This window comes from Peribacillus sp. NPDC060253, assembly GCF_042727425.1.
In the GTDB taxonomy this organism is placed as follows: Bacteria; Bacillota; Bacilli; order Bacillales; family DSM-1321; genus Peribacillus.
Map to the genome: position 1 here is coordinate 43032 of NZ_JBHXAS010000026.1, position 7284 is coordinate 50315.

General features: G+C 42.0%; 6 protein-coding genes. 2 read left to right on the top strand and 4 right to left on the bottom strand.

Going from position 1 to position 7284, the window contains the following annotated elements; all coding sequences use genetic code 11:
- Positions 1–4 precede the first annotated feature (4 nt).
- Entirely contained in the window at positions 5–1372 is a 1368-nt protein-coding gene (locus ACFWE9_RS09570) for an alkaline phosphatase (protein ID WP_230159466.1), read from the bottom strand.
- 233 nt (positions 1373–1605) lie between these two features.
- On the opposite strand from ACFWE9_RS09570, the gene ACFWE9_RS09575 reads away from it, so the two are divergent.
- Entirely contained in the window at positions 1606–1788 is a 183-nt protein-coding gene (locus tag ACFWE9_RS09575) for a hypothetical protein (RefSeq protein WP_230159465.1), read from the top strand.
- A gap of 162 nt (positions 1789–1950) precedes the next feature.
- Here ACFWE9_RS09575 and purT read toward each other — a convergent pair whose 3' ends face one another.
- On the bottom strand, positions 1951–3108 hold the full coding sequence (gene purT / locus ACFWE9_RS09580; RefSeq protein ID WP_377356576.1) for a phosphoribosylglycinamide formyltransferase 2: 1158 nt from the start codon (positions 3106–3108) through the stop codon (positions 1951–1953).
- Positions 3109–3385: 277 nt separating this feature from the next.
- Here purT and ACFWE9_RS09585 point away from each other — a divergent pair, with 277 nt between their 5' ends.
- Positions 3386–3709 carry a hypothetical protein gene (locus ACFWE9_RS09585; protein ID WP_230159463.1) on the top strand — a complete coding sequence of 108 codons (324 nt, stop codon included), beginning with the start codon at positions 3386–3388 and terminating at the stop codon, positions 3707–3709.
- 447 nt (positions 3710–4156) lie between these two features.
- Here ACFWE9_RS09585 and ACFWE9_RS09590 read toward each other — a convergent pair whose 3' ends face one another.
- Complete coding sequence (locus ACFWE9_RS09590) at positions 4157–5350, bottom strand: M14 family metallopeptidase (protein WP_230159462.1); 1194 nt, start codon at positions 5348–5350, stop codon at positions 4157–4159.
- A 404-nt stretch (positions 5351–5754) separates the two neighbouring features.
- Entirely contained in the window at positions 5755–7209 is a 1455-nt protein-coding gene (katA, locus tag ACFWE9_RS09595; RefSeq protein ID WP_230159461.1) for a catalase KatA, read from the bottom strand.
- Between the last annotated feature and the right edge of the window lie 75 nt (positions 7210–7284).

Here is a 7284-nt window from a genome sequence, read left to right on the forward strand (position 1 = left end):
GTTATTACTTCTTTAATAGATCGAAGATGATTTTGGCATGATCCGTGTTATCGACCTGCCCGGCAAAACGTTCTTTATATGGTCCGTACGCGTAGACCGGTACATCTTCACCCGTGTGTCCTCCTGTAGTCCACGCAGTATTAGTCCGATTATCGAATATGGCTTCTATGGCATTATCGACGTTCGTCACATTTTTTGTTTTGGCAGCTTCTGTTACTGTTTTGATTTCTTCGTTAGTCAGCTTCACTTTATTTTGATTGATATATTGCTTTAATGTCTTTTCAACATCCGCCCCTTTTACGATGGCATCCGCCATGAAGTCTGGGGTGCGTTTGGCTGCCTTGATCGGTTCACCGTACCAGTTATATATTCCTTTAGCTCCGATCGAGAATCCTCCTGTAGAGTGATCGGCAGTAGCCACCACCAATGTATGTTTGTCTTTCTTCGCGAATTCTATTGCCGCTTTATATGCTTTTTCAAAGTCTTCCATTTCACTCATTGCACCTACGATATCATTATCATGTCCTGCCCAATCGACCTGGCTTCCTTCGACCATCAAGAAGAATCCATCTTTATTTTTATTCAATCGCTTGATCGCCGAGCTTGTCATGTCTTCCAAAGAAGGCGTTTCATTTGGGCGGTCAATCATTTTCGGGAGTCCTTCTGAAGCGAATAAACCTAGGACCTGTTCATTTTTGTCCTTGAGCATTTGCTTTTTATCAGTCACATAACTGTAACCGTCTTTTTTGAAGGCTTTCGCCAAATTGATGTCCGGCCTGACAAAATTGGATTTTCCGCCGCCCAACAGGACGTCGATTTTATGTTCACCCTTGATTAATTCATTATAATAATCGTCTGCAATTGAATTCATGTTTTTTCGATTTTCATCATGAGCACCAAAAGATGCCGGTGTTGCATGAGTAATTTCAGAAGTGGCAACCAATCCAGTCGCTTTTCCTTTACCCTTTGCTGCTTCCAATACGGTTTTGACTTCAGATTTATCATTATCCACTGCAATCGCAGCATTATAAGTCTTCACGCCGGAAGACATTGCTGTTGCTGCTGAAGCTGAATCCGTTATATTTTGTGCAGAGTCTTCAGGGTAGGTCATCTGCTGGCCAACCAAGTATTTATCAAACTCCGTCCTTTCTGCCACCATAGTACCTGGGTTATCTTTTAAATAACGGTAAGCGGAGGTATATGACACCCCCATACCGTCACCTATCATGAAAATGACGTTCCTGATTTCCGGATCATTTTTAGGCTTTTCCTTTGCCGAAACACGATCCTCAGCGGACCATGTTAAACTTCCAAATGCTAAGGCCGAAACGAGGGTAATCGGCAAAACCTTTTTACTCCATGCATAATTCATATAAATGACCTCCCTTTAATGTTTGAATATTTAATTAAACTATAAGTGAAGAAGATGAACACTATATCAAGGCATTGTAAAAATGCAGTGGATTATTGTTAAGACAAGGTAAAGGCAACTTGACACGTGATTGTATACCTTATATGCTTTTGTCCATTCCTTAAACGGTTAAGGATTCCATATAGTTCCAGGGGAAAGATGGAAACCATCACTAATGGGGGCCATTTTACTGGATGAGAGGAGTGGAACTATCATCCATCAACTCTAGCATGAAGGATGTTCTAGTGGATTTTATTAATGATACGGCCAATAAGGAACGCACGAAACGATTTCCTATGGTGATGAATGAAGGAAGTATGAAGGCGGCGATGCCGGTTCCGCTACATCTGATGAATTTTCCAGATGAAAAGGCTTAAAAAGGTGGGAGTCCCTTAAAGAGCTAGGCGATTAGTGTTATTCTGATCCTTACCGTAACTGGACAAAACGTAAGTCGAAGAAGGTTTGGTTATTGGATTAACCGCGGTGAAGGACATTTTAGCTATAAAAAAAGCGCTCCAATCACAGAGCGCTTTTCGCTGTTATTTCTCTACGCCTAAACATTCCAAAGCACGGGCTGCATTCACTCTCGCTACTTCGATTGAATCAGCAGATGATAGGGCGACAGCGACCCTTCTCCCTACCTTGGTGACTGGTTTTCCGAAGAGACGCACTTGTGTATTCGGTAAAGCCAAAGCTTTTTCAACACCGACTATAGAATATTCGGATAACTCAACTGGTGCTTTCAATGGACGGCTCGCCCCTGGTGTGATCAACTTGATTTCAGGGATAGGAAATCCTAGAATCGCTCGAACATGCAAGGCAAACTCCGACAAGTTCTGAGTCACTAATGTTACTAGCCCCGTATCATGCGGACGTGGGGATACTTCACTGAAATAGACTTTATCCCCTGAAAGGAAAAGCTCGACCCCAAATAATCCATACCCTCCAAGTTCATCTGTAATGGCATGGGCAATCCTTTTCGCTTCTATTATTTGTGCTTTCGTCATATTATGCGGCTGCCAGGATTCAATATAATCCCCGCCCTGTTGAATGTGACCGATGGGAGCACAAAACATCGTTCCGTTTACGGCACGAACTGTAAGCAAGGTGATTTCTGAATCAAAATGGATATATTCTTCAATGATCACTCGTCCATTTTGAACACGGCCGCCTTCCATGGCGATTCCCCAGCATTCTTCCAGATCTTCTTCCGTTCGGCAAACACTTTGCCCTTTCCCTGAAGAACTCATCAGCGGTTTTACGACATTGGGAAACCCAACTTCTTTGGCAGCTTGGACAAATTCTTCATATGTATCAGCGAATTTGTAGGCAGCAGTTGGAATCTCCAGCGTTTCAGAAGCCATCCTCCTGATTCCTTCACGATCCATTGTTAATTTAGCCGCTCTTGCCATCGGAATGACATGAAAACCTTCCTCTTCCAATTTAACTAATTCAGATGTAGCAATGGCTTCGATTTCCGGTACAATCAAATCAGGTTGTTCTTTTTCTATAATTCCCCTTAGTTGTACTGCATCCAGCATATCGATGACATAGCTTCGATGAGCAACTTGCATGGCAGGGGCTTGTTCATAGCGGTCTACGGCAACTGTCTCTACACCAAGACGCTGTGCTTCAAGTATGACCTCTTTCCCCAATTCACCCGAGCCCAATAATAAAATCTTTTTGGATTTATACATTCAGTCTCTCCTCCTCCATATCCTTAAAAACTATTATATACGAACTATAATTGAATAAACATTAAATTTCATTCGCATTTACAATTAAATTACCCAATAAATATTAAATAAACATATTTATTTCAGTATTTTAAAAACCAACTTGACAAATACGAATAATACACTTTATACTTTTTTCATATCAGGAAAATATATAAGCTGACTAGTTCACTGGAGGCTCTCTATTCAACATGAATAGGGAGTCTTTTCGTTTTTATCAAGGAGGGAGGAATATACTATGCAAAAGGAAGCGCTGAGGTCCATTTCCCCTATGAAGGAGAGGCAAAATGGACGCCTAGAATATATGGAGCACCTTAATCTGCCTGACCGAATATTTTTCCATTGGTGCCAGCAGCAATATGGACTGAATAGAGGGGTTTACAATACGATCGATCATTGGTTCTATGAGTATGGCATTGTCCATATCCTTTACCGCCGGATTAACCTTTTAGCCTTTTTGGAATTCGCTTCTAAACCCGAACCAGAAAGCGGAAAGACAACGCTCATTAAATTTGGCAGTGGTGGCTTAACTCAGAAGTTGCAGGAATTCATTGCGCATTAACCGGATTCTATAAGGGACCCCTTATCAGTAAAATGACCATTCCCCCTACTGATAAGGGGACACAGATGAGAATGTCGAAATTTGCATTACGATTAATTTTGTAAATGTAAGCGCTTTCTATTATAATGAAATTAGGTTGGATGGCATGCGTGGCCGTCAAAGTATCTGGCGTAGGTGGGGCCAATACTAGCGCTAAAGGAGTCAAACTTCTTTACCGTAAAACTATTAGAAGACCTTTTGGTTGATAGGGCTGCAATATAAGGACCAATCTTGGATAAGGACCGTTACTTTTCAGGCTTAAAGGCGAGATACCATGCAATCGATAAGTAAAGCATAACTTTACTTATTTTTTGCAGCAGCCCTCATCGTTTCTAGTGTAATAGTTTATAAGACTAAAAAGCTCTTCCCCCATGTACACGGAGTTGAGCTTTTTCATTTGGTCAAATTTCACATATACATACCTGCTAAGAAAATCCCAAGCGTCTTCTGATAAATCTCATCGAACTGTGATAAAGGGAGTGGGTTGGTTCCTTTGCCCAGCTCCACAGTAAATCCAGGTCTGCGCCAATCCTGAATGTACCAATCCTTATACCCTGCGTAACTATTGGCGGATTTGACAGGTTCATATCCACTGACCCTCGCAAACTCATTGACTATCGTTTCGGACTCTGGCGGTTCCAAACCTTCAAACCCCCAATAAATGACCTCCCCTTGAGTATGGAAAGCAAGGACCTTGTCAAAATCACGTTTTCTAGTCAGCTCTGCCATTCCAATGGCTTCAGGCTGCGTAAGTGGTCCTTCCCCAGAATAATTTGCCGGACCAGGCTCCGTTACATTATTGCGTTCTTGTTCCAGCTCCCATTTGGCGGGAAATTGATCATTCAGATCCACCCCGTTAATATTGGCTTTCCAGCCAGAGAAGTCTTCGCTGCCATTATTCCATTCCACGAGCTGTCTTTTCAAAGACTCATCGGCAGGCGGGCCTTTTTGAACCAACTCCACTCCGTCGGGATTCACCATTGGGACGATCGAAAGCATCGCCTGTTGGTATAAAGGAAAAAGGGATAGACCTCGTATGGCAGTTTGATTCGTGATTGACAGCAAGTAATCGTTTAAAAAGGTCATAATCACAGGGGTAGTAATCCACTCATTCGCATGAAATGAACCGTTATAGTGTACTCGCTTGTCACCGTTCCCAATCAGCACTTCTGGGATATCCCTTCCTAGCACTGTTTCTCCAATCGGGGATGTTTTAATAAAAGGATAGATACTTTTCAAGCGTCTTACATCAGTCACCATCGTCTCATAGTCATATTTTTGGTTTCCTTGAATGAGCCTCCACGTAATTCTTAATGGCACAGAAATCGTCTGACCAACTTGCAAGGCACTGGGATTGAGATTAGGATTAACCAAGAATAAGGCATCCAAAGAAAGATTACGTGATTTTGCAATTGCCCATAAAGAATCCCCTTGCTTAATCTTATAGCCGGTCGTCGTAAATCCAGGAATTTTAATTTGCTGGCCTATCTTGAGGGCAAGTGGATCACTCCCACTATTGGAATCAATGATAAGTTGGTAATTCACCTTGAATAATTGGCTATAATACCATAAGGAATCATTCTGGCGCACAAAAACGTCCATACTGCACCTCCTCTTAATAGAATGTATGCTGATACTATTTAATTATTGCTAAAGCACAAAGACCTTTCTTCATTGGAAGGGACTTCACGATTAATGTTGCTCACTCCTCAAGCCGAACCAAATTGGGATCACCATCCAGAATGTATCATTCCTGATATCTTTAAAATTTCCTATCCATCCCCTTCTTTCAGCCAACGCAGATTCTTCAAGCATATGTCAGATAACTTTTAACGCAGTTCAAAGACAATTTCAAAATATCTTCCACAATCGGTGTTTAAAAAGATGACCTATACTTTAAACACCGATTGGTCTGAATGGACAGAACATCACGGCATAAAACAAAACAGGCATCCATTCATGAATGGATGCCTGTTTGCTTATTAATAGATTGATAGTTCGATATTTTACGCTTCTTGCGGTACAGCCAAGCCCAAACCTTCAGCAATGCGTGTTCCGTATTCTGGATCGGCTTTGTAAAAATGACCGATTTGACGAAGCTTGATTTCTTCTAATTCCACAGGTTTCATTGCGCCCACAATCGTATCCACAAGGCGAGTTTTCTCTTCTGCACTCAATAGACGGTATAAATCACCTGCTTGCGTGTAGTGATCATCACTATTATGGCCAACCTGTGCCACTTGCCCAGTGAGCTCGAAAGGAGTGACTTTATTTTCCGCAGATTCTGCAGGACCGCCAAAACTATTCGGCTCATAATAAACAGAACCCTTGCCATTGTCATCTGCACGCATGAAGCCATCACGCTGGTAATTATTCGCTTCCACTTTCGGACGGTTAACCGGAAGCTGGTTGTGATTCGAACCAACACGGTAACGGTGTGCATCACCGTATGCAAATAGACGACCTTGAAGCATCTTGTCTGGAGAAGCTTCAATTCCTGGTACGAATGTTCCCGGTGAGAATGTCGCTTGCTCTACTTCAGCAAAATAGTTTTCAGGATTCCTGTTCAATTCCATGCGGCCAAGTTCGATTAGCGGATAGTCTTTTTGAGACCATACTTTCGTTACATCAAATGGATCAAAACGGTACGTATCCGCATCCTCCAAAGGCATGATCTGAACAAATAATTTCCATGCAGGGAAGTCCCCTTTTTCTATGGCATTGAATAGATCTTCCGTATGGTAATCAGGGTTTTCACCTGCTAGTTTTGCTGCTAGATTCACATCAAGGTTTTTGATGCCTTGTTCAGTTTTGAAGTGGTATTTCACCCATACGCCCTTCCCTTCATCATTTACCCATTTAAATGTGTGGCTTCCGAAGCCATGTGTATGACGAAGTGTAGCCGGAATACCCCGGTCAGACATCAAAATTGTTACTTGGTGCAAAGATTCTGGTGAATGTGACCAGAAATCCCAAACTGCTGTCGGGTTTTTCAAATGTGTTCGCGGATCTCTCTTTTGTGTATGAATGAAGTCGGGGAATTTTATTGCATCACGAATAAAGAATACAGGCGTATTATTACCGACGATATCGTAGTTTCCTTCTTCCGTGTAGAACTTAACGGCAAATCCACGTGGATCACGTACTGTGTCAGCAGAACCCAATTCACCCGCTACTGTAGAAAAACGGATAAAAAGATCTGTTTTCTTGCCAACACCATTGAAAAGTTTAGCCTTCGTATACTTAGAAAGGTCGTTCGTTACTTCGAAAGTACCGAATGCACCGGCGCCTTTCGCATGAACTACACGTTCAGGCACACGTTCACGGTTGAAGTGGGCCAGTTTTTCCAATAAGTGTACATCTTGAATGAGGACGGGACCGCGTTGGCCGGCAGTGATTGAGTTTTGATTATCTCCAACTGGAGCACCCCAGCTTGTTGTAAGGTTTTTCTTATTTGTCATTATTGAACCACCTTTTCATTATTATTTATGTATACAATGATAAAGCTTATCAGAAAAAAATCAATACTTATTTAT